At 64.9% G+C, this 18,103-nt stretch carries 25 protein-coding genes; 13 read left to right on the top strand and 12 right to left on the bottom strand.

Going from position 1 to position 18,103, the window contains the following annotated elements; translation table 11 throughout:
- Positions 1–2: 2 nt before the first annotated feature.
- Complete coding sequence (locus AN936_RS04560) at positions 3–1,697, bottom strand: DUF885 domain-containing protein (protein WP_158500043.1); 1,695 nt, start codon at positions 1,695–1,697, stop codon at positions 3–5.
- Positions 1,698–1,817: 120 nt separating this feature from the next.
- On the opposite strand from AN936_RS04560, the gene AN936_RS04565 reads away from it, so the two are divergent.
- Entirely contained in the window at positions 1,818–2,981 is a 1,164-nt protein-coding gene (locus tag AN936_RS04565; protein ID WP_054587101.1) for a helix-turn-helix transcriptional regulator, read from the top strand.
- 31 nt (positions 2,982–3,012) lie between these two features.
- Here the strand turns inward: AN936_RS04565 and AN936_RS04570 are convergent, their stop codons facing one another.
- Positions 3,013–3,903 carry an alpha/beta fold hydrolase gene (locus AN936_RS04570; RefSeq protein ID WP_054587102.1) on the bottom strand — a complete coding sequence of 297 codons (891 nt, stop codon included), beginning with the start codon at positions 3,901–3,903 and terminating at the stop codon, positions 3,013–3,015.
- 306 nt (positions 3,904–4,209) lie between these two features.
- On the opposite strand from AN936_RS04570, the gene AN936_RS04575 reads away from it, so the two are divergent.
- The 7 genes from AN936_RS04575 (at position 4,210) to rplA (ending at position 9,342) form a co-directional block, all read left to right on the top strand.
- Positions 4,210–4,530, top strand: coding sequence for a DMT family transporter (locus AN936_RS04575; protein WP_054587103.1), 321 nt, complete (start codon positions 4,210–4,212; stop codon positions 4,528–4,530).
- Positions 4,531–4,806: 276 nt separating this feature from the next.
- A complete protein-coding gene (locus tag AN936_RS04580; RefSeq protein WP_158500044.1) occupies positions 4,807–6,120 on the top strand; it encodes an MFS transporter in 1,314 nt (437 codons plus the stop codon).
- Between the two features lie 186 nt (positions 6,121–6,306).
- Positions 6,307–6,504, top strand: a complete 198-nt coding sequence (gene secE, locus AN936_RS04585) for a preprotein translocase subunit SecE (RefSeq protein ID WP_054587105.1) — start codon at positions 6,307–6,309, stop codon at positions 6,502–6,504.
- A gap of 44 nt (positions 6,505–6,548) precedes the next feature.
- Positions 6,549–7,085, top strand: coding sequence for a transcription termination/antitermination protein NusG (gene nusG, locus AN936_RS04590; RefSeq protein WP_054587106.1), 537 nt, complete (start codon positions 6,549–6,551; stop codon positions 7,083–7,085).
- A 40-nt stretch (positions 7,086–7,125) separates the two neighbouring features.
- Positions 7,126–8,052 carry an acyl-CoA thioesterase gene (locus tag AN936_RS04595; RefSeq protein WP_054587107.1) on the top strand — a complete coding sequence of 309 codons (927 nt, stop codon included), beginning with the start codon at positions 7,126–7,128 and terminating at the stop codon, positions 8,050–8,052.
- 155 nt (positions 8,053–8,207) lie between these two features.
- Entirely contained in the window at positions 8,208–8,639 is a 432-nt protein-coding gene (gene rplK / locus AN936_RS04600) for a 50S ribosomal protein L11 (RefSeq protein WP_054587108.1), read from the top strand.
- A gap of 4 nt (positions 8,640–8,643) precedes the next feature.
- Positions 8,644–9,342: a 50S ribosomal protein L1 gene (rplA, locus tag AN936_RS04605; RefSeq protein ID WP_054587109.1), complete on the top strand. Its 699-nt coding sequence runs from the start codon at positions 8,644–8,646 to the stop codon at positions 9,340–9,342.
- A gap of 52 nt (positions 9,343–9,394) precedes the next feature.
- Here the strand turns inward: rplA and AN936_RS04610 are convergent, their stop codons facing one another.
- From AN936_RS04610 to AN936_RS04625, 4 genes are read right to left on the bottom strand one after another with little or no spacing between them, the layout of a single operon-like run.
- The gene (locus AN936_RS04610; protein ID WP_054587110.1) at positions 9,395–9,805 is read right to left on the bottom strand and encodes a VOC family protein; all 411 of its coding nucleotides are present in this window, start codon (positions 9,803–9,805) and stop codon (positions 9,395–9,397) included.
- Positions 9,802–10,449, bottom strand: coding sequence for a heme exporter protein CcmB (locus AN936_RS04615; protein WP_054587111.1), 648 nt, complete (start codon positions 10,447–10,449; stop codon positions 9,802–9,804). Before AN936_RS04615 ends, AN936_RS04610 begins: the two co-directional genes overlap by 4 nt.
- Positions 10,446–11,030, bottom strand: a complete 585-nt coding sequence (ccmA, locus tag AN936_RS04620) for a heme ABC exporter ATP-binding protein CcmA (RefSeq protein ID WP_054587112.1) — start codon at positions 11,028–11,030, stop codon at positions 10,446–10,448. Before ccmA ends, AN936_RS04615 begins: the two co-directional genes overlap by 4 nt.
- Positions 11,027–11,455 carry a metallopeptidase family protein gene (locus tag AN936_RS04625; protein WP_054587113.1) on the bottom strand — a complete coding sequence of 143 codons (429 nt, stop codon included), beginning with the start codon at positions 11,453–11,455 and terminating at the stop codon, positions 11,027–11,029. The genes ccmA and AN936_RS04625 overlap by 4 nt, the downstream gene beginning before the upstream one ends.
- A gap of 51 nt (positions 11,456–11,506) precedes the next feature.
- Here AN936_RS04625 and AN936_RS04630 point away from each other — a divergent pair, with 51 nt between their 5' ends.
- Genes AN936_RS04630 through AN936_RS04640 form a run of 3 tightly spaced genes read left to right on the top strand, consistent with a single transcriptional unit; the run spans position 11,507 to position 13,895 of the window.
- Complete coding sequence (locus AN936_RS04630) at positions 11,507–11,794, top strand: 4a-hydroxytetrahydrobiopterin dehydratase (RefSeq protein WP_054587114.1); 288 nt, start codon at positions 11,507–11,509, stop codon at positions 11,792–11,794.
- Between the two features lie 4 nt (positions 11,795–11,798).
- A complete protein-coding gene (locus AN936_RS04635; RefSeq protein WP_054587115.1) occupies positions 11,799–12,440 on the top strand; it encodes a YoaK family protein in 642 nt (213 codons plus the stop codon).
- 57 nt (positions 12,441–12,497) lie between these two features.
- Positions 12,498–13,895: an amino acid permease gene (locus AN936_RS04640; RefSeq protein WP_054587116.1), complete on the top strand. Its 1,398-nt coding sequence runs from the start codon at positions 12,498–12,500 to the stop codon at positions 13,893–13,895.
- Positions 13,896–13,898: 3 nt separating this feature from the next.
- Here the strand turns inward: AN936_RS04640 and AN936_RS04645 are convergent, their stop codons facing one another.
- The 6 genes from AN936_RS04645 to AN936_RS04670 all read right to left on the bottom strand — a co-directional run bounded on the left by AN936_RS04645 (position 13,899) and on the right by AN936_RS04670 (position 16,780).
- The gene (locus AN936_RS04645) at positions 13,899–14,135 is read right to left on the bottom strand and encodes a zf-TFIIB domain-containing protein (RefSeq protein WP_234715824.1); all 237 of its coding nucleotides are present in this window, start codon (positions 14,133–14,135) and stop codon (positions 13,899–13,901) included.
- Between the two features lie 206 nt (positions 14,136–14,341).
- Positions 14,342–14,551 carry a helix-turn-helix domain-containing protein gene (locus AN936_RS04650; protein ID WP_054587118.1) on the bottom strand — a complete coding sequence of 70 codons (210 nt, stop codon included), beginning with the start codon at positions 14,549–14,551 and terminating at the stop codon, positions 14,342–14,344.
- Positions 14,551–15,078 (bottom strand): DUF2975 domain-containing protein, encoded by a 528-nt coding sequence (locus AN936_RS04655; RefSeq protein WP_054587119.1) that lies wholly within the window; start codon positions 15,076–15,078, stop codon positions 14,551–14,553. The genes AN936_RS04650 and AN936_RS04655 overlap by 1 nt, the downstream gene beginning before the upstream one ends.
- Before the next feature lie 89 nt (positions 15,079–15,167).
- Positions 15,168–15,488 carry a DUF2218 domain-containing protein gene (locus tag AN936_RS04660; protein ID WP_054587120.1) on the bottom strand — a complete coding sequence of 107 codons (321 nt, stop codon included), beginning with the start codon at positions 15,486–15,488 and terminating at the stop codon, positions 15,168–15,170.
- Positions 15,488–16,078 carry a PadR family transcriptional regulator gene (locus tag AN936_RS04665; RefSeq protein ID WP_420496836.1) on the bottom strand — a complete coding sequence of 197 codons (591 nt, stop codon included), beginning with the start codon at positions 16,076–16,078 and terminating at the stop codon, positions 15,488–15,490. Before AN936_RS04665 ends, AN936_RS04660 begins: the two co-directional genes overlap by 1 nt.
- 258 nt (positions 16,079–16,336) lie before the next feature.
- Positions 16,337–16,780, bottom strand: a complete 444-nt coding sequence (locus tag AN936_RS04670; protein ID WP_054587121.1) for an acetyltransferase — start codon at positions 16,778–16,780, stop codon at positions 16,337–16,339.
- A gap of 362 nt (positions 16,781–17,142) precedes the next feature.
- Between AN936_RS04670 and rplJ the strand changes: the two genes are divergently transcribed.
- Entirely contained in the window at positions 17,143–17,658 is a 516-nt protein-coding gene (gene rplJ / locus AN936_RS04675; RefSeq protein ID WP_054587122.1) for a 50S ribosomal protein L10, read from the top strand.
- Positions 17,659–17,717: 59 nt separating this feature from the next.
- The gene (gene rplL / locus AN936_RS04680) at positions 17,718–18,089 is read left to right on the top strand and encodes a 50S ribosomal protein L7/L12 (RefSeq protein ID WP_054587123.1); all 372 of its coding nucleotides are present in this window, start codon (positions 17,718–17,720) and stop codon (positions 18,087–18,089) included.
- The last annotated feature ends 14 nt before the right edge of the window (positions 18,090–18,103 follow it).

The following is an 18,103-nucleotide window of genomic DNA, read 5'->3' on the forward strand; positions in this document are numbered from 1 at the left end:
GCTCATGCTTCGATTGCCGCGCGTTCGCGCGCCCATTCGTCGAGGCTTTGTTCGAGCACCGGGATGGGCAGCGCCCCCTGGTCGAGGATGGCTTCGTGGAAATCGGCAAGTTCGAACTTCCGCCCCAGCGCGGCTTCGGCCTTGGCACGCAATTCGCGGAACTTCAGGCAGCCCCAGCGATAGCAGAGCGCCTGTCCAGGCAGGTCGGTGGCATAGCGCAAGATGTCGCTCGTCACCTGCTCGGGCTTTTCGAGCGTGTTGGCGCTCATATAGGCGTGCGCCTGATCGAGCGTCCAGCCGAGCGCGTTGAGTCCGGTGTCGACGACGAGCCGCTGCGACACGAACCGCTGGTGCGACAGGAAGCCGTAATACTCGTACGGGTTGTCGAAAAGACCCGCTTCCTCGCCGAGCCCCGACGCATATTCGGCCCATCCTTCGTTGAAGGCGGTCGAGATCAACAGGTTACGGCGAATTTCGGGAAGCGCCTCATTCTCCTGCTGGCGCGACAGATGAACGTGGTGGCCGGGAACCAGCTCGTGAAAGATAAGCGCCGCGGCGTTCATCTGCATCCGATCGGGGATACCGTTGCCGCTGTAATAATAGATGCCGTCGGCGCCGATCTCCTTCGGCTGCAAATAATAGCCGAAGGTCATTCCCGCCTCGAGTTCGGCGGGCAGGCGCTTCACAATGCCTTTGGCGAGCGGCGCCTTGCGAAACATGCGCGCGAACACCGGCGCCATGCGATCGAGATGGCGGTTATAGGTCGCCTCGAGCGCCTCGGCCGACGGCGCTTTCGCTTTCGGGTCGCGCGCCAGCAATTCGTGGAACGAGGCTTCGTCGCCGTTGTGGCCGAACTGTTCGACCCGCACGCGTTCCATCTCGGCGGCCAGCGCGGCGACTTCGTCGAGGCCGGTCTGGTGGAGGTCGGCGGGGTCGAGGTCGGCGCCGAGATGATAGCGCAGCCACAGGCGATAGGCGTCGGCGCCGCCCGGCTGGTGCATCATGCCCGCGGCTTCGGGCGCCGCGGCTTCATAATCGGGGCCGATCGTGTCGATCAGGCGCGCGAAGGCGGGCTTGAGCCGGGTTTCGACCAGCGTCGCGATCGCCGTGCGTGTCTCGTCGCTCGCGACGCGGTCGTCGACGGGAAGGATGGCGGCGACCGCCATCGAGCCATTGCCTTCCAACGCGCGGCGGGCACCAGGAAGCGCAGGCTTGGGCAGCCGCCAGCCGCGCCCGGCCTGTGCCTCGACACGTTCGCGCAGCGCCTCGACCAGATCGGCGAAATCCCCAGCCAGCTTCAGGTAACGATCCGCCTCGGCGGGATCGGTCAGGTCGATCGGTGCGAACAGCATTTGCGGAACCATCGACAGGAACAGGCTGGAATAAGGCGCAATGCCGAAACTCGTCCACCAGCGCTGCGGTTCGTCGATTTCGGCGTCGAGCAGGCTGGCGAGGAAGGCGGCGGTCAGCCGGTCGGTGCGATCGAGCCCCGAAACATCGATGCTGTCCAGACGCTTGCGCCGGACCTGCGCCGCAGCCGCGACCGCTTCGGCTTCGGCGAGGTCGCCGCGGCCGAAGCCCATGACCTTCCGGCCAGCCGAGGAGGCGATGAAGGGGTCGCGCTCGAGCAAGGCTTCCCAGGTTTCGGTGACAAGCGCGTCGAGCGCCTGCTTCACTTCTTCGATATTCGTCGGCACGCTCGTCATCTCCCGTCTGTTCTGGATGGGCAGCTTAACTGCGGACTGGACCGGCGGCTTAGCTTATCGTACAAAACTGTTTGTTAATCGTCGAATTCACGGCCTGCCGGGGAGAATGTCATGCGATCGAGCCTTGTCGATGCCGGCACCGCCCCTGCCGATTCGGTGCCGACCCGGCGAATGGCGAAGCGGCGCGCGCGCACCGAACTCGCCGTCGGGTCGCGATCTGCGACGGCACTCGGATTTCGGCGCTTTGCGATCGCCGGCGACCTTCCCTCCATGTCGCTTAACTACGCGATGAAGGAATGGGCCGCGGAAGCTGCGCGGGATGCGGAGCGCGAAGTCGAAGCGGTCGAACCCTTGGGCGACCCCCATCATTGCCGGGCCTATCCGGCAAAGGATATTGGCACCGGATATTTGGAGTGTTGCGGCCTGGCCGACGGGTTCCTGATCCATTTCAACGATATCACCCACGCGGCGCCCTATCCGATGTCCATGTCGGCGCCGGACGTGCTGCGGGTGCGCGTCGCAAGCGACGACGATGCCGAATATGTTGCGCCGCGTGGCGATCGCCTCGACCTCAAGGGCGCTGGATGTGCGATCATCATCGAACCCGCCGGCATGCCGCCCGCCCAGGCCGTTTTTTCCGGCCATTGCCGGACCGCCAGCGCCTATATCCACCGCAGCGCGCTCCAGCGCCTTTACGCGGGGCGCGAACATGAACTGCCCGCCGTGCTGCAGGCCTTTGTCGCTGGCAACCTCCGCCAGACGGTCGCGCGGCGTTTGCCGCTCGGGGCAGGCTTCATCCGTTGCCTAGACGATCTGCACGCCTGCGACCTTACCGAACATAGCCGCCGCCTTTTCATCCGTTCGAAGGCCATCGAAATCCTCTGCCATGCCTTCAAAGCGATGGCACAGGAGGAGGATTTCGGGTCGCCCGAGGCATCGGCGCTGATGACGCGCGGGGTACTCAGGGCGCAGCGTCTGCTGATCGACAATTTCGTCAGCCCGCCGTCGCTCGACGATCTCGCGCGCGAGGCGGGGCTCAGCCGCAGCAGCCTGTGTGCCGGCTTTCGCCAGATCGTCGGCCAGACGGTGTTCGATTATGTCGCCGACCTTCGCATGCAGCACGCCCTCGCCTTGCTGAACCAGCGCGATGCCTCGATCACCGAGATTGCCTATGCGGTCGGGTACAGCCATCCGTCGAGCTTCTCGCTCGCGGTGCAGCGCCGTTTCGGCACCTCGCCGAGCGAATTGCGGCGGCGCGGACTGCCGGCGATCTGATCTTGGGCATTCCGCGCCGGGGTCGCTCCGCTCAGCGTTCGAAATAGCTCGCGATCATATCCATGACCCGCCGCCGCACATCGGGGTGCGAGAAGGCGCTATGCCCGTATGAAAAATAATGGAAGCTGGCGTCGGGGTTATGATCCGCGAGAACCAGCGCAAAGGGCGCCTGCGCATCGTGGACGCCGCAGAAGAAATCCAGCCGGGCGGGGATCGAGTGAGGGTCGAATCCCCAGTTCGCCGATGCCCAGCGCACCTCGGCGAGCAGCGCCGCCTTGTTGTAGCATGCCATGATCCGCCATTGCAGGTCGGCGACATCCGGCTCGGTGCCCGGCGGCGGGCCGATCAGGTTCGAGGGGTCGAACCGCCCGGTGCTTGGCCGTCGGGCCGTCCTCATCCTCTGCATCGGGGCTGCCGCCAATTTCGCCATCGTGGCGAGCAGCCAGGGCGCGTAGCGTAGCATCCGATAGGCGATGGCCACCGAACCCGGGGAGACACGCCTTGCCACCAGGTCGAACCACGGAACGGTCGGGTTTATCGGAACGGCGCCGAGAACGCGCGGCGACATCGTCGCGGCGACGGCTAGCGTCATCATGCCGCCGTTCGATTCGCCGAGGCACGCGAATTTATCGATTTTCAGCCGGTCGAGCAGCTCGGCCAAATCGTCTGCGTAGGCGGCGACTGGGCGGCCCGGACAAAGCGTCGAGTCCCCGGCGCCCGGCCGGTTGGTCGAGATGAGGCGGATATTATTCAGCACCGCTTCGCGATGGAAAATTCCCGCTTCAAGGCTGAAGCTGCCGCCGCCGTGGAAATAGAGCACGGGCCGCCCGTCGGGCACACCGAACTCCTGCCAAGTCAATTTTCGCCCGTCGGCAAGGGTCATCGATTGCACCGGCGGGTCGATCAGAGCGATATTTGCCATTTATACCCCAGAGGTTTCCGTATGGCCTTGCTATATTGCACGCACGTCCGGGCCGCTTAGGCGAGCGTACAAAACTGTTCGGAATTAGTCGAAAACAAATATGGCGACGCTGTTCGGCTAAGTGGGGTCAGGCGGGGTAGGGGGGCGCCCGCTTCTGATCCGCGGCGGTGCAGGCGGCGACCCCAAGGCTTGCCGCCCCCGCTGCCTGGAGCTATGGCGCGGCCCGTAAAGGAGGCCACGTCCTCGCCCGCCGCATGCGTGGGTTTCAGGTCCGGGACGGCCCGGCGGCTTTGAAGGAGGCTGCCCATGGCCTGGGTCTATCTTGGTATCGCCGGACTGCTCGAAATCGTCTGGGCTTTTGCGATGAAACAATCGGACGGTTTCACCCGATTGGGGCCGTCGATCGTCACGCTGGTCGCGATGATCGGCAGTTTCGTCCTGTTGTCGCTGTCGATGAAGTCGCTGCCGCTCGGCACCGCCTACACGATCTGGACCGGGATCGGGGCGGTCGGCGCATTTCTCGTCGGGATCCTGTGGCTCGGCGAACAGGCGAATGCGATGCGGATCGCGGCGGCGCTGCTGATCGTCGGCGGGCTGCTGCTGATGAAGCTGTCGTCGCCAGCTTAATATTCGGCGTCCGGAAAAGGATGTCCGCAACCGGCCGGTTGTAGACATCAAGCCCCCTCCCCTTCAGGGGAGGGGTTGGGGTGGGGTCCATCGGCCTCGCGCAAGGCCGATGGACCCCACCCACTGCGACTAGGCAGCAAGCTGCCAAGTCTCGCCGCCCTCCCCTGAAGGGGGAGGGCAGGAGTTTGCTCGAACGGCCGCTCCCCACCCCAATCGATATATTGACAACATTGTCAGCAACTGAGACCCTGCCGTTTCTTGCGGGAGCCTCATTGCTTGGCCACTGTCTTGCCTTCGACCGTTACCTTGTCCGAACCCGCGGCTCTGCGTCCGCGCGTCGTCGCGGCCTATGCGGCGACCGCGGGACCGACGGTCATCCTCGGGCTGCCGTTCAGCGTCTATCTGCCGCCTTATATCGCCGAGGGCGGGGTAATTTCGGTCGCGCTGGTCGGGTTGCTCTTTTCGCTGACCACGATCTGGGACGGCATCGTCGACCCGCTGATCGGGACGATGGTCGACCGCGTCCGCACCGGTATCGGTGCGCACCGGCGCTGGATGTTACAGGCGATCGTGCCGCTGTCGCTGCTGCTGCTCGCGCTGGTGACGGTGGGCGATAGGTTGCCCTTCGCGACGCTGTTCCTGATGATGGTGCTCTTTTATTCGAGCTACAGCCTCTACGAAGTCGCGCAATTGTCGTGGGGCGCGGCGCTGGTTCGTTCGCCGGCCGACAGCGCGCTGCTTTACGGGATGCGCGACTGGTTCGCGAAGATCGCGCTGATCCTCGCCTTTGCGGCGCCCGCGGCGGCGCAGCTGCTCATCCCCGGCATCAGCTTGCAGGGCAGGATCATTGCCTATGCCAGCGTCTTCCTCGTCATGGTGCCGATCGCGCTGTTCGCGATCCGTCACGTCCCGCGCCGCCCGGTGGTCGCCGAACCGGGGATCGGCTGGCGGCAGGAAATTCGGGCATCGCTCGGCTTTCCGCCGCTGATGTTGCTGCTCGGGGTGCAGTTCCTCAACAGCTTCGCTTTCGGGTCGCTGACCTCGCTGTTCGTTTTCTTCGCCGCGGCGGTGCTCGACCTGGACGCGCAGAGCGCGGTGCTCCTGTTCGCGAGCTTTGTCGGTGGCGCGCTCGCCTCGCCGGTCTGGACCTTCCTCGCGCGGCGGTTCGGCAAGCCGCCGATGATGATGGCGATGGGGCTGCTGATTTCCACGCTGCTCGTCACGACGCTGTTCCGGCAGCCGGAGGGGCTCGGGCAGGCGGTCGGCTTTTCGCTGGCGCTCGGCACGGGCTTCGTCGGGCTGCTCTTCACCTATTCGATGCTCGCCGACCTGATCCCGCACGATGCCGGGCGGTGCGGGCGGAACCGGTCGGCCTTCCTGTTCGCACTGTTGAACCTGATGCAGAAGTTCGGGGTCGCCGCTGCGATCGCGGTCAGCTACGCGATGCTCGATATTGTCGGTTTCGATCCGCAGAACGGACAGGCGGCGGCGCGCGAACTCCATCTCCTGTTTGCGCTCCAGCCGACGGCGAGCTGGATCGTCATGGCCGGACTGCTCGTATTGATGCAGCGCGGACTGGCCCGCCTTTGACTTGCAATCGCCGCGCGGCCCAAGTAAAGGCCGCCCATTCGGACAGATGCGCCGTTTTCCTTCCGCCTTTCGCCGACATGCTCGGGGAGGGTGGGCGGACTATTGCCCGAAGCGCGCTTGACGTGCGGGGGGCGGCAACCCATCTGGCCGTCAGTTATTGGACGCACGAAGGACAGGACGATCGACATGGCCAAGACCAGCATCGGCGAATTCGTCAATCAGGTGAAGTCGGAAGCCACCAAGATCGTGTGGCCGACCGGTCGTGAAACGGTGCAGACGACGATCATGGTGCTGATCATGACGACGATTCTCGCGCTGTTCTTCGTCGGCGTCGACACGGTTTTCAACGCGATCGTCAGCTGGCTGACGTCGCTCGCGCGCTAAGCCGCGCGACCTTCACGGATTTACAGGGACAGGATACGCAGATTATGGCGCGCTGGTACATCATTCACGCCTATTCGGGTTTCGAAAACAAAGTGCGCGATTCGGTGATCGCCGAAGCCGAACGCATGGGGCTGACCCAGCTCGTCGAAGCGGTCGAAGTGCCGGTCGAGACGGTTACCGAGGTGAAGCGCGGCAAGAAGGTGCAGGCCGAACGCAAATTTTTCCCCGGTTACGTGCTCGCCAAGCTGACGATGACCGACGATGTCTATCACCTCGTCAAGAACACCCCGAAGGTCACCGGATTCCTCGGTTCGTCGGGCAAGCCACAGGCGATCAGCGAGGCGGAGGCCGCGCGCATCCTGAACAGCAAGGAAGAGGCTGCGGCCCGTCCGAAGCAGGAAATCCGCGTCGATTACGAAATCGGCGACCAGGTCAAGGTGCTCGACGGTCCGTTCGCCAGCTTCAACGGGCTGGTCGAGGAACTCGATTTCGAAAAGGCGCGCGTCAAGGTCAGCGTGTCGATTTTCGGTCGCGCCACCCCGGTCGAGCTCGATTTCGAGCAGGTCGAACGCATGAAGTGACGGCCTGCGCCGTCATCCTTCCCCAACGGCGGATGAGCATATGAGCCTGACTCCCTATGCAGTTCAGGCTCGTCTCGAACGTGCGCGTGCGATCAACGCCAGCGTCGATGCCGGTGAAGTCGTCGCCGCGGTGGCGCGACTGTTCGACCTTGAACCTGCGGACGAGGCCGACGAATTCACCTTTCCCGCGCTGGCTACCACGGCGCGCGACCGCATCTTCGGCGGGCAGGTGATCGCGCAGGCGATGGTCGCCGCCGCGCGCACCGTCGATGCCGGAAAGCAAGTCCATTCGCTGCACGCCTATTTCCTGCGCGGCGGGGACGAGACGAAGCCGCTGCATTTCCGTGTCCACCGCGACTTCGACGGGCGCAGCTTTGCCAACCGCCGCGTCGTCGTGCGGCAGGACGGCAAGGTGATCTTCAACCTGACCGCTTCGTTCCAGCTTCCGACGCCGGGGCTCTCGCATCAGGTTCCGATGCCCGACCTGCTGGCGCCGGAGGCATGCCGCGACTTTCTCGAGACGATCGCCGCCGATCCGAATGTGTCCGAGGACACCTTCTTTCATATGGCGCGCCGCCGCCCCTTCGAACTGCGCAATCATCGCCCGCCCGCGTCGGCGAAGGCAACGCAGCATTATCAATGGTTTCGCGTCGCGGCACCGGTCGGCGACGACCCGCTCGTCCACCGTGCCTTCCTGGCCTTCGCGTCGGACATGGGGCTCCTGTCCTCGGCGATGCTGCCGCACGGGCTCAATTTCATGACGCCCGGCCTGTTCTCGACCAGCCTCGATCATGCGATGTGGTTTCACGACGACATCCGCGTCGACGAATGGTTCGTCTATGTGATGGACAGCGACTGGACCGGCGGCAGCCGGGGCATCAATCGCGGGCTGATCTATCGGCAGGACGGCACGCTGATTGCATCGGCGATGCAGGAAGGGCTGCTGCGGCTGGTGCCGCAGGGGTAAAAGCCTTGCTTTGCGGCCGTTTTGCCGCTAACGGCGCCGCTTCGCGTCAGATAGGCGTGATTCCGCGCGGGAGGAAGGTGTGATGCCCTTCTGTTCGACCGCTTATTTTGAGCCCCGGACTCAGGTTCAGGGCGACAGAAAGACAGGAGGCTATCATGGCCAAGAAGATCAGCGGCTACATCAAGCTGCAGGTGCCCGCCGGCACCGCCAACCCGTCGCCGCCGCTCGGGCCGGCGCTCGGTCAGCGCGGCGTCAACATCATGGAATTCTGCAAGGCGTTCAACGCCGCGACCGATGGCATGGACAAGGGCACGCCCACCCCGACCATCATTACCGTTTATGCCGACAAGAGCTTCTCTTTCGTCACCAAGACGCCGCCGGCAACCTATCTGATCAAGAAGGCCGCGAACCTGAAGTCGGGTTCGAAGGAGCCCGGCAAAATCAGCGGCGGCAAGATCGCCCGTTCGAAGCTGACCGAAATCGCCGAGATCAAGATGAAGGATCTCAACGCGAACGACATCGAACAGGCGACGAAGATCATCGAAGGCAGCGCCCGTTCGATGGGCCTCGAAGTGACGGAGGGCTGAACCCATGGCTAAGCTGACCAAGAAGCAGAAGGCCCTCGAGGGCAAGGTCGACGCGCTGAAGCTGCACGGCGTCGACGAAGCGATCAAGCTGGTGCGCGAGCTGGCCTCGGCCAAGTTCGACGAAACGCTCGAAATCGCGATGAACCTCGGCGTCGATCCGCGCCACGCCGACCAGATGGTCCGCGGCGTCGTCACGCTGCCCGCCGGTACCGGCAAGGACGTCAAGGTTGCCGTATTCGCGCGCGGCGACAATGCCGACAAGGCGCTGGCCGCCGGCGCCGACAAGGTCGGTGCCGAAGACCTGATGGAAGACATGCTCGCGGGCAACCTCGACTATGGCCGCGTCATCGCGACGCCGGACATGATGGGCATCGTCGGCCGCCTCGGCAAGACGCTGGGTCCGAAGGGCCTGATGCCGAACCCGAAGCTGGGCACCGTGACCCCGAACGTCGCCGAAGCCGTGAAGGCCGCCAAGGGTGGTCAGATCGAATTCCGCGTTGAAAAGGTCGGCATCATCCACGCCGGCCTCGGCAAGCTGTCGTTCGGCGAGGAAAAGCTCCGCCAGAACTTCGACGCCTTCGTCGACGCGATCGTCAAGGCGAAGCCGGCCGGCGCCAAGGGCAAGTACGTCCGCAAGGTCGCGCTGTCGTCGTCGATGGGCCCGGGCGTGAAGGTCGACACGGCCGACGTCGCCGGCGCCTGATCGGCACTGCAACGATTTAAGGGAAGGGCCGGGGGAAACTCCGGCCCTTTTCTTATTCGGACTTGCGAAACTCGATCAGGTCCCATTTGTTGCCATAGAGATCGAGGAACACCGCGACGGTTCCATAATCGGCCTCGAGCGGTTCGCGCTCGATCCGTACGCCCTTGTCGAGCAGCCGCTGATAGTCGCGGGCGAAATCGTCGGTCTGCAGGAACAGGAAAACGCGGCCACCCGACTGGTCGCCGATGAATGCGGCCTGATGTTCGTTTGCCGCGCGCGCCAGCAGGATCGTCGCGCCGCCCGGGGGATTGCCCGGCGGGGCGACGAGCACCCAGCGCTTGTCCTGCGCGGGCTGATAATTGTCGGCAACGAGCGTGAAGCCGAGGGTTCCGACATAGAAATCGATCGCCTCGTCATAGTCGCGCACGACAAGCGCGACATGCGCGAGCGACTGGCGCGTCATTCGCGCAGCCCCCGCAGCGCCGCGCCTGCCGCGAACGGCCCGATGACAGTCAGCAGCAGGCTGGTCGCCGCGAGCAGCTTGACCGCGCCGCGCCCCGACGGATCAAGCATCCCGGCACCGAAGATCAGCAGCGGTACGGCGAGCGGCAGGATTAGCAGCCCACCGATCGCGCTGCCACCCTTGTGGTTCGCGGTCAGCGCCGCGCTTAGCACCGCGAGCGACGCCAGCGCGGGGATCGCGATCGCGATGCCGGCCGCGAGCAACTCGACCCGCTCGCCATCCTGCGCGAGCAGCGCCGCCGCCGGAAAGAGCGCGATGAGGAGCGGCAATCCGAAACCAATGCCATGGGCGCCGATCTTGACCGCCGCGATCACCTCGTCGGCGAAGCCGCGCACCGCAAGCTGGTCGAGCACGCCCGTATCCCGGTCGGGCTTTACCAATCGGTCGATCGGGAGCAGCGCCGCGAGCAACGCCGCGACCCACACCATGCCGCCGCCCGCGCGGCGCAGCAGCGGCGCGTCGGGGCCGACGGCAAAGGGAAAGGCGGTTGCGACGAGCAGGAAGAAGAGCACCGGCAGCCACAGCGCCCCGCTGCCCCAGGCGCGGCGCATGTCGCGCCAGAACAGGGCGACCAGCGCGGTCACGCCAGCGCGCCCATGTCGAGTTCGGCGAGGTCGGGAATGCCGAGCGCGAAATGCGAGGCGAGCAGCACGGCGCCGCCGTTCGCGCGGTGCTTTGCGACGGCCGCGACGAGCCGCGCCTGCGCCGCATCGTCCATGCCGTTCGCAGGCTCGTCGAGCAGCCAGATCGGCGCGCCGCTTGCGATCACCCGCACCATCGCGGCGCGCTTGCGCTGGCCGGTCGACAGCATCGACACCGGCACCTCGGCGAGCGGGGCGAGCGCCATGTCCGCCATCGCCCGGTCGACGGTATGCCCGTCGACCGTGTCGACCCGCGCCCAGAAATCGAGCGCGCGGCGCAGGGGAAGTTCGGCGTCGAGCGCGGACGCCTCGTCGATCAGGGCGACCCGCTCGCGCCGCTCGACGATACCCGCGGCGGGGCGGAGCAGCCCCGCGGCAAGGCGGATCAGGCTCGACTTACCCGCGCCATTCGGACCGCGCAGCCACAAGGCATCGCCACGGTTCAGCACCAGCGACAGCTTTTCGAAGAGCAGCCGGTCGCCGCGGATGCACGCCACGTCGTCGAGCCGCAAAAGCCCGGTCACGCCATATCTTCCAATGCGTGCATATCGTCGTCGGAAAAGCCGAAATGATGGCCGATTTCGTGGATCAGGACGTGACGCACCAGCCATTCGAGTTTTTCGCCCGTTTCGATCCATTCGACGAGAATCGGGACACGATAGAGCGTTACCCGGTCGGGCATGCCGCCGCTCTGGTCGATGCTGCGCTCGGTCAGCGGCCGGCCCTCGTACAGGCCGGTCAGATCATAAGGGTGTTCGATGTCGAGCGATGCCAGCACCTCGTCGTCCGCAAACTCCTCGATCGCGATCACGACGCCGGCGATATGTGGCGCGAAAGCGGCGGGCATCGTCTCCAGCGCCGCCTCCGCCATCGCGAACAGCGCATCGGCATCGGGTGCGCCGCCGGTCCAGCCGGCGGGCAATCGGTCAAGGGCACTCTTGTCGCTCATCGCGCCCTTCCTTATGGCGGCCGCACGATATTGACCAGCGGGAGAAAAGACATGGTCCAGAAACTCGACGATGCGCAGCGCAGCGCTCTCCTTGCCCGCTTCCCCGAGTGGACGCACGAGCCGCAGCGCGACGCCATTACCCGCCAGTTCAAATTCGCCGATTTCGCGCAAGCCTTCGGCTTCATGGCGAGCGTTGCGATCATCGCCGAGAAAATGGATCATCATCCCGAATGGTCGAACGTCTATAACCGCGTCGACATCCTGCTGACCACGCACGACGCCGACGGCCTGTCCGAACGCGACGCGAAACTGGCCGAAGCGATCGAAGCGCTGGTCTGAGGCGATGATCCGTTTCGACCGCCGGGTTCGGATGCTTGCGGTCGGAACGGCAATGCTTGCCGGCTTCGTCGATGCGACCGGGTTCGTCGAATCGGCGGGCTTTTTCGTTTCCTTCATGACCGGCAACTCGACGCGCTTTGCGGTGGGGGTCGCGGAGTGGCGCGATGCCGCGCTGATCGCGGGCGCGCTCATCGCCATCTTCGTGAGCGGTGTGGTCGCCGGTTCGCTGATCGCGGCGCGCTTCCGGCGGGTGCGGACGCTGCTGGTGCTCGCATGCGTTACGTCGCTGCTGGGCGTGGCTTTCGCGCTGCGTCTCGCCGACGCTGGATGGCCGGCCATCGCCTGCCTGGCCCTCGCGATGGGCGTCGCCAATGCGGCGTTCGAGGGACGCGACGGGGCGGTGGTCGGCGTAACCTATATGACCGGAACATTGGTACAGATGGGGCAAAAGATCGCCAATGCGCTGCGGCGCGAGGGCGACGGCCACTGGTTGCCGCATCTCGGGCTGTGGGGCGGGCTGGTCGCCGGCGCATCGGCCGGCGCCGCCATGGTGACCTGGCGGCCGCTGGCGGCTTATGGCTGCGCCGCCCTGCTTTCCGCCGCACTGTCGCTTTATGCCCGGTCGATCATGCGGATTCCCGCCTGACCGCCTTGCCTTCGGGCCCGTCCCATCGCACAAGCGGGCAAAATGGGGAGCCCACGCATGACCGACAGCCTGTTTCGCCGCAAACCGATCGTTCCCGAACCACATGAAGGGCAGGCGCTGGCGCGGACGCTCGGCTGGCCGCATCTGATTGCGCTTGGCGTCGGGGCGATCGTCGGCACGGGTATTTTGACGCTGATCGGTGTCGGCGCCGATAAGGCGGGGCCCGCCGTGATCCTGTCGTTCGGCATCGCCGGACTGATCTGTGCCTGCGCCGCGCTCGCCTACGCCGAAATGGCGACAATGATCCCGGCGTCGGGCAGCGCCTATACCTATAGCTATGTCGTGGTCGGCGAACTGCTTGCCTGGGTCGTCGGCTGGAGCCTGATCCTCGAATATTCGCTGGTGGTCAGCGCCGTCGCGGTCGGCTGGTCGGGTTATTCCGCGCCACTGTTACAGGCATGGGCGGGGGTGCCGATGGCGCTGATGCAGGGGCCCGAACTCGGCGGGATCGTCAACCTGCCGGCGATCGCGATCATCGCCATCGTTGCCGGGCTGCTGCTCGTCGGGACGCGCGAAAGCGCGACGCTCAACGCCGTTCTGGTGCTGGTGAAGATCGTCGCGTTGGTGGTCTTCGTCGCGGTGGCCCTGCCGGCGTTCGATGCCGCGAACCTCGAACCCTTCAGCCCCTATGGCTTTGCCAAGCATATGGGTCCCGACGGCGTCGAACGCGGGGTGATGGCGGCGGCGGCGATCATCTTTTTCGCCTTTTACGGCTTCGACGCGATCGCGACTGCGGCCGAGGAAGCGAAGAATCCCGACCGCGATCTCAAGATCGGCATCGTCGGATCGATGGTTGCCTGCGTCGCCATCTACATCGCCGTCGCCGTCGCCGCGGTCGGCGCCATCGCCTATACACGTTTCGCCAACAGCCCCGAGCCGCTGGCGCTGATCCTGCGCCAGCTCGGCAGCCCGCTCGCGGCGCAATATCTGGCGGTATCGGCGATCATCGCGCTGCCGACGGTCATCCTTGCCTTCTTTTACGGGCAGAGCCGCATCTTCTTCACCATGGCACGCGACGGACTGCTCCCTGCCAGCCTCGCCAAGCTGTCCTCGCGCGGGACCCCGGTGCGCATCACCATCTTCACCGCGCTCGTCGTGGCTGTGCTCGCCGGCTTCATCCCGCTCGGTGAACTGGCGGCGCTGGCCAACGCCGGGACGCTCGCCGCGTTCAGCGCGGTGTCGGTGTGCATGCTGATCATGCGCCGCCGCGCGCCCGACGCGCCGCGCACCTTCCGTACACCGCTGCCGTGGGTGGTCGGCGGCATCGCGGTGTTCGGCTGCATCTATCTGTTTTTCAGCCTGCCGGCGCAGACGCAGTTCTGGTTCGTGATCTGGAACGTCGTCGGGCTCGGCGTCTATTTCATCTATGCGCGCCGGAACGCGGTCATCGGCTGACGGTTAGTCGAACAGGTCGCTGAGGAAGCTTTTATACTTCTTCTTGTACGGCTTGCCGTAATGGCGGTCGTCATAGCCGCGCTCACGATATTCGGGCTGCGGCGGCGGTGCGGATGCGCGCGGGGCAGGCGCGCCGGCCGTTTCGCTGCGTTCGATGATCTTGTCGAGTTCGCCGCGGTCGAGCCAGACGCCGCGGCATTGCGGGCAGTAATCGATCTCGATCCCCTGGCGTTCCGACATGGTGAGGTTCACGCGGCAGGTCGGGCATAGCAGCCCCTGGGCATCGGTCACGGATGTTCCTTTCATCGCTTGCACAAAAGGCGGCCGGATGGGCCGCACCGATCCAACGTCCTGCCATGACTTGCGTTCCGGGGCCAAGGCAAAAGAAAACCCGCCCCGGCGCAAGATTCCGGGGCGGGTGAGGGGGAGGGATAACCGCGCTGTGTTCAGCCGTCGGATTCGAACGCCAGCAGGTCGCCGGGCTGGCAATTGAGTTCGGTGCAGATCGCTTCGAGCGTCGAAAAACGCATCGCCTTGGCCTTGCCGGTCTTGAGGATCGAAAGGTTGGCGAGCGTGATGCCGATGCGGTCCGACAGATCGGTGAGCGTCATCTGCCGGTCGAGGAGCAGATCGTCGAGCTTCACGACGATCGCCATCAGACGGTGCCCTCGAGTTCGTCGCGCATCGCGCTGCCCTGTTCGAACACCGCGGCAAGCACGAAGGCGAGCAGGATTGCCAGTACCCCGCCAAGCGACAGGCCGCCGGCACTGCCGAGGTCGCTGCCGGTCGCGACGATGCGGCTGGAAATCCAGTGGATCGGCAGCGCAGCCGCCTGCGTTACGACCAGCGCCCAGCCGACGCGGCGCAATCGCTGCGCGCTGGTCGGCGCGAAAGGATCGCCGGTTGCCGCGCTCGCGACCAGCGCCTGAAGCTGGCGCAGCATGAAGGCGGTCGCGAGGAGAATGGCGAGAAACAGCAGCATCATGAAGCCGAGCGGCGCACGCGCCGAGGCGACGTCGAGGAAAACGCCGGTGTCCTTGAAATGGGCGAGCGTTTCCGGCCATGCAAAGGCCAGCGCGACACCGATCGTGAGGACGAGCAGCGTGGCGACGGCGACCAGCCCGAGGAAGAGCCAGAGCAGGCCGCGTGTCGCACCGAGAAGGGCCGGGCTGGCGGTCGACATGTCATTCTCCGATGGATGTTTATCGAAAAACAATATGCCGATTCATGTTTATCGTCAATCGATAATATCGAAAAACGATATGAATTCTGTCAGGCCGCCTGCCAGTCGAAGGTCAGCGGCGCTTCGCGAAAGGCGAAGCGGTCGAGGTGGCGCGCGACGGCGCCCTTCAGTCCCTCGAGCTGGCCGTCGATGCTGGCGTCGATGCGGACCGCGAGCGCGTCGGGTCCGGCATCGAAGGTGACCAGTCCGTCGCCGGGCCAGTCGGCGCCGCGTGCGTCTTTCGGGAAAGTCACCGTGCCATGTCCGGCGTCGAATTCGACCGCCAGATTATGCTGCCAGTGCTTGCACAGCTGCTGCAGATAATTGCTCGCATGCGCAGTCGGCACATTTGCGGTGGCGGATATCGTCATCACAGCCGCTCAATCTTCTGCGCCGCTTCGTCGATCAGCGCGACGACGGCGTGCAGGGTTTCCTGATCGACATCGCGATGGCCGAGCCGGTCGACCAGCACCTGCCGCAAATTGCCCATGGCGCGGCGCACGGAAGCCGAATCCGTGCGCTGCCGTTCCTCACCGATCGCAGCGAGGCGGGCGATCAGTCCGTCGACCAGCCGGGCGTTCGCGTCGAGTTCGGCCCGGCCGTCGTCGGTAATCGCGAACAGCTTCTTGGCTCCGTCGCTCTGTTGCGCCTCGATCTGGCCCATGTCGTCGAGCAGCGTCAGCGTGGGGTAGATGACCCCGGGGCTGGGGGCATAGGCGCCGCCGGTCAGTTCCTCGATCTGGCGAATGAGATCGTAGCCGTGGCGCGGTTCCTCGGCGATCAGCTTGAGCAGCACGAGACGGAGCTCGCCGCTGTCGAACATCCGCCGGCGGCCGCCGCGTCCTTCGTCGTCATGGCCGTGACGCCCGCCGAAGCCATGACCGAAACCGCGGCCGCGGCCGCCGCGATGCATGGCGTGGCGCTTCCCGCAGCCGCCGCCCATATATCCGTAAAATCGCATCATATCTTTCCTTAGAGTGATTCTTGATATTTCTAAGATATATCTTAATGAAAGATGCGCAAGGGGTGTTTTGGAGAAACGGGCGAATGACATGGAGGAAAGGGGCGGCTGCGATCTAGGACGGATCGACATTCAGTTCTGGCGGCCTGCAAATGGCGCTTTCCAGAGCTTCCGGTGCTCACGTACTGAAGTACGCTGCGCTCCGGGTCTCGGAAAATCACCATTTTCGGCTCGCCATCTCCTGAATGTCGATCCGTCCTAGCCGCGCGGCGCGTGACGCAGGTGGATCAATGGATAGGGACGGCCCTGGCCGTCGCGGTCGGACCGGCCTGTCCGTACAAAACCCATGCGCTCGTAAAAGCCGACCGCCTGCGCATTTTGCTCGTTCACATCGGTGGTCAGCGTCGGGAGCAGGGTGAGGGCATGTTCGACGAGCATGCGGCCGACACCCCGGCTGCGATGCGCGGGGTCGATGAACAGCGCTTCCATGCTGGACCCGTCGAGCAGCATGAAGCCCAGCGGCTGGTCGCTGCGATCGACGGCGAGCCAGAGTGGCGCGGCAGGGAGGAAAGACCGGACCTCTTCCTCGATTGCTATCCTGTCTTCGCGGGTAAGGAAGTCGTGCGTCGCATCGACGGCGTCGCGCCAGATCTGGATCACGCGCACCGCGTCGGCTGAAGTGGATTTGCGGATGGTCAGCATGCCTTTGCCCTTATGACACCGCGTGGCATCCGCCAAGCGTCCCGCCGGCTTGACTTTGCGCACGCGAGCGCTATGAGCGCCCCCGTGTTGTTACGGGTTCGCGCTCTGCGGATTTGGGGCAATTCCGTCCGAGACAGTTGGTGAAGGGGATTTGCCCTTCTTAATTTCCAGCCGAGACGGGGAACAGTCTTTTTCGGTCGCCCGCCTGTTTGTCAGGCGACGCGTCTTGACCGACCCCATCGGACATCGTTGCGCAAAGACGGGTGAGCCATGGCTCGCGTCCGGATTTGCGTGTGTTAGCGGCCCGGCGGCGCGAGCGTTTTTGGCGCCCGCGCATCCGGGCAGATGAGTGGAGTATAGGCATGGATCGTACGGAAAAGGCCGAAGCCGTATCCTCGCTGAACGCTACGCTGTCGTCAGCTGCCTCGGTTGTGGTCGTCCGCAACCTCGGCATGACCGTCGCCCAGTCGACGGTGCTGCGCCAGCAGATGCGCGATGCAGGGGCCGACTTTCGCGTCACGAAGAACCGTCTTGCCAAAATCGCGCTCGATGGCACGTCCTACACCGGTATCGGCGAACTGCTGACCGGTCCCACGGCCCTTGCAACCTCGACCGATCCGGTCTCGGCTGCAAAGATCGCCGTGGAATTTGCCAAGACCAACGACAAGCTTGAAATCGTTGGCGGCGGCATGGGCGACGTGGTCCTCGACGTGAATGGCGTCAAAGCGCTGGCTTCGCTTCCCTCGCTCGACGAGCTCCGCGCCAAGATCATCGGTCTGGTGCAGGCTCCGGCCACCAAGGTTGCGCAGATTGCCGCAGCCCCGGCGGGCCAGCTGGCGCGGGTTTTTGGCGCATATGCCGCCAAAGAAGCAGCGTGATTTCGAACTAACCCTTGAAACTTACTGCCGGGATATCCCGGTTCTGATGGAGAATGAACATGGCTGATCTCGCAAAGATCGTTGAAGACCTGTCGGCGCTGACCGTTCTGGAAGCTGCCGAGCTTTCGAAGCTGCTCGAAGAAAAGTGGGGCGTTTCGGCCGCCGCTGCCGTTGCTGCCGCTCCGGCCGCTGCCGCTGCTGGCCCGGCTGCTGAAGAGCAGACCGAATTCGACGTCATTCTGACCGGCGACGGCGGCAACAAGATCAACGTGATTAAGGAAGTCCGTGCGATCACCGGCCTGGGCCTGGGCGAAGCCAAGGCGCTCGTCGAAGGCGCGCCGAAGGCCGTCAAGGAAGGCGTCAACAAGGCCGAAGCCGAAGAGCTGAAGGCCAAGCTGCTCGCCGCCGGCGCGACCGTCGAACTGAAGTAATTCGGTTCGGGGCC

Origin of the sequence: Sphingopyxis macrogoltabida (assembly GCF_001307295.1) — a bacterium.
Lineage (GTDB): Bacteria > Pseudomonadota > Alphaproteobacteria > Sphingomonadales > Sphingomonadaceae > Sphingopyxis > Sphingopyxis macrogoltabida_B.

Coding starts and splice junctions, on each gene's coding strand:
- AN936_RS04655 (WP_054587119.1), bottom strand. CDS start 15,078: ATGTCGACCGCCAGCCCGGCCCTTCTCGGTGCGACACGCGGCCTGCTC.
- AN936_RS04635 (WP_054587115.1), top strand. CDS start 11,799: ATGATCCGTTTCGACCGCCGGGTTCGGATGCTTGCGGTCGGAACGGCA.
- AN936_RS04565 (WP_054587101.1), top strand. CDS start 1,818: ATGCGATCGAGCCTTGTCGATGCCGGCACCGCCCCTGCCGATTCGGTG.
- AN936_RS04670 (WP_054587121.1), bottom strand. CDS start 16,780: ATGCTGACCATCCGCAAATCCACTTCAGCCGACGCGGTGCGCGTGATC.
- AN936_RS04640 (WP_054587116.1), top strand. CDS start 12,498: ATGACCGACAGCCTGTTTCGCCGCAAACCGATCGTTCCCGAACCACAT.
- AN936_RS04570 (WP_054587102.1), bottom strand. CDS start 3,903: ATGGCAAATATCGCTCTGATCGACCCGCCGGTGCAATCGATGACCCTT.
- rplK (WP_054587108.1), top strand. CDS start 8,208: ATGGCCAAGAAGATCAGCGGCTACATCAAGCTGCAGGTGCCCGCCGGC.
- AN936_RS04610 (WP_054587110.1), bottom strand. CDS start 9,805: ATGACGCGCCAGTCGCTCGCGCATGTCGCGCTTGTCGTGCGCGACTAT.
- rplA (WP_054587109.1), top strand. CDS start 8,644: ATGGCTAAGCTGACCAAGAAGCAGAAGGCCCTCGAGGGCAAGGTCGAC.
- rplJ (WP_054587122.1), top strand. CDS start 17,143: ATGGATCGTACGGAAAAGGCCGAAGCCGTATCCTCGCTGAACGCTACG.
- nusG (WP_054587106.1), top strand. CDS start 6,549: ATGGCGCGCTGGTACATCATTCACGCCTATTCGGGTTTCGAAAACAAA.
- secE (WP_054587105.1), top strand. CDS start 6,307: ATGGCCAAGACCAGCATCGGCGAATTCGTCAATCAGGTGAAGTCGGAA.
- AN936_RS04665 (WP_420496836.1), bottom strand. CDS start 16,078: ATGCGATTTTACGGATATATGGGCGGCGGCTGCGGGAAGCGCCACGCC.
- AN936_RS04650 (WP_054587118.1), bottom strand. CDS start 14,551: ATGGCGATCGTCGTGAAGCTCGACGATCTGCTCCTCGACCGGCAGATG.
- AN936_RS04575 (WP_054587103.1), top strand. CDS start 4,210: ATGGCCTGGGTCTATCTTGGTATCGCCGGACTGCTCGAAATCGTCTGG.
- AN936_RS04595 (WP_054587107.1), top strand. CDS start 7,126: ATGAGCCTGACTCCCTATGCAGTTCAGGCTCGTCTCGAACGTGCGCGT.
- AN936_RS04645 (WP_234715824.1), bottom strand. CDS start 14,135: ATGTCGGAACGCCAGGGGATCGAGATCGATTACTGCCCGCAATGCCGC.
- rplL (WP_054587123.1), top strand. CDS start 17,718: ATGGCTGATCTCGCAAAGATCGTTGAAGACCTGTCGGCGCTGACCGTT.
- AN936_RS04660 (WP_054587120.1), bottom strand. CDS start 15,488: ATGACGATATCCGCCACCGCAAATGTGCCGACTGCGCATGCGAGCAAT.
- AN936_RS04630 (WP_054587114.1), top strand. CDS start 11,507: ATGGTCCAGAAACTCGACGATGCGCAGCGCAGCGCTCTCCTTGCCCGC.
- AN936_RS04625 (WP_054587113.1), bottom strand. CDS start 11,455: ATGAGCGACAAGAGTGCCCTTGACCGATTGCCCGCCGGCTGGACCGGC.